Source organism: Kitasatospora sp. NPDC091257 (genome assembly GCF_044757675.1).
In the GTDB taxonomy this organism is placed as follows: domain Bacteria; phylum Actinomycetota; class Actinomycetes; order Streptomycetales; family Streptomycetaceae; genus Kitasatospora; species Kitasatospora lactacystinica.
Map to the genome: position 1 here is coordinate 1 of NZ_JBIVVI010001545.1, position 1775 is coordinate 1775.

General features: G+C 70.9%; 1 protein-coding gene and 1 pseudogene. One reads left to right on the plus strand and one right to left on the minus strand.

The features are described 5' to 3' along the window. Window positions 1-248: 248 nt before the first annotated feature. Window positions 249-1067 carry an HAD family hydrolase gene (locus ACIQOV_RS40120; RefSeq protein WP_380541609.1) on the plus strand — a complete coding sequence of 273 codons (819 nt, stop codon included), beginning with the start codon at window positions 249-251 and terminating at the stop codon, window positions 1065-1067. A gap of 379 nt (window positions 1068-1446) precedes the next feature. Here ACIQOV_RS40120 and ACIQOV_RS40125 read toward each other — a convergent pair. Then, window positions 1447-1775 (minus strand): annotated as a pseudogene (locus ACIQOV_RS40125) (oxidoreductase); the annotation flags it as partial.

The window sequence follows — 1775 nt, forward strand, 5'->3', positions numbered from 1 at the left end:
GTCTATCCACAGCCCGGCTCGGGGGGGAGGAGCCGGACCGGGTTAGCACGGTCGCGAACGATCCGTGACTTCCATGGTGTACCCGAGCGGCCAGAAACACAAACCCGCACGCCCACGAGTACGCCGAATGGCGGGGTGTTTTGCGGCTCCCTCTATCCTCGGTTCCCGTGGACACCACCGAGAACGCCGACGAGTACGCCGACGAGTCCCAGGGCGACACCACCGGGCCCGGAGAACTCCGCCCGCCCGTGCGCCCTCGACCCGGCGGGCTGCGCACGGCGGCCTTCTTCGACCTCGACAAGACCATCATCGCCAAGTCCAGCGCACTGGCCTTCAGCCGCCCCTTCTACCAGGGCGGCCTGATCAACCGTCGGGCCGTCCTGCGCAGTGCGTACGCCCAGTTCGTCTTCCTGGTCGGCGGCGCGGACCACGACCAGATGGAGAAGATGCGCGAGTACCTCTCCGCGCTCACCCGGGGCTGGAACGTCCAGCAGGTCCGCGAGATCGTCGCCGAGACGCTGCACAACCTGATCGACCCGATCATCTACGACGAGGCGGCCTCGCTGATCGAGCAGCACCACGCGGCCGGCCGGGACGTGGTGATCGTCAGCAGCTCCGGCTCCGAGGTGGTCGAGCCGATCGGCCGGCTGCTCGGCGCGGACCACGTCATCGCCACCCGGCTCAAGGTCGAGGACGGCTGCTACACCGGCGAGATCGAGTACTACGCCTACGCCGAGAACAAGGCCGCCGCCATCCGGGAGTTGGCCGCCACCGAGGGCTACGACCTGGCCGCGTCCTACGCCTACAGCGACTCCTCCACCGACCTGCCCCTGCTGGAGGCGGTCGGCCACCCGTCGGCGGTCAACCCCGACCGGGCGCTGCGGAAGGAGGCGCAGGCACGGGAGTGGCCGGTGCTGGTCTTCGACAAGCCGGTGGAACTGCGGCGCCGGCTGCCCGAGTTCTCCGCCCCGAGCGGCTCGGTGCTGACCGCCGTGGCGGTCGGGACGGCCGTGGTGACCGCCGGGGTGATCTGGTACCTGGCTCGCCGGCGGCGCCCCGCCGCCTGAGGCGGTGCCGCCCGGCGCTCCTTGGACAAAACGGTCAACCGGGACAGACTTCTCGTTTCGGGTTCCCCTTTCGCCCGAAACGCGATACAAATGAAGCACGGCCCGCGAGACCCGGTCAGGACCTAAGAGGTCAAACCGACAACGCAGTTCAGGCCCCACGGACCGCACGTACAGATATCCGGGCACCCACATGCAGCCGACCCGCTGTCGGGCCGCCGGACCAGACGAACGGGCAGGATCCCCGTCTGATCGGCACTTCCGGTGCATGCATGGTCACCCGGTATCTGCACCAGCGGCGGCACCCGGCAGGATCAGGTGCCGCCGCATCCGCGTGTTCGCGCGCCCCCTCGCGGAGCGCGCGCCGCCCCGGTCCGACCGCTCAGACCATCCCGCGCTGCATCGCCTCGCAGACCGCCGTGCTCTCCCGGACGCCGAGCCGCAACGCCCGGCCGCAGTGCGCGATCCAGGCCGCCATCCCCTCGGGGGTGCCCGCCAGGTAGCCGGCCAGGGCCCGGCGGTAGGCGGCGGTGCCGAGCTCCGCCAGGCCGACCTCGGTCGGACAGATCGACTTCGGGTCGAGCCCCTCGGCGATCAGCACGATCCGCTGGGCGGCCCGCGCGATCACCCCGTTGTGGGTGCCGAACGGCCGCAGCGCGAGCAGCTCACCGTGCACCACCGAGGCCACGACGAGGGCCGGCGTGCCCACCC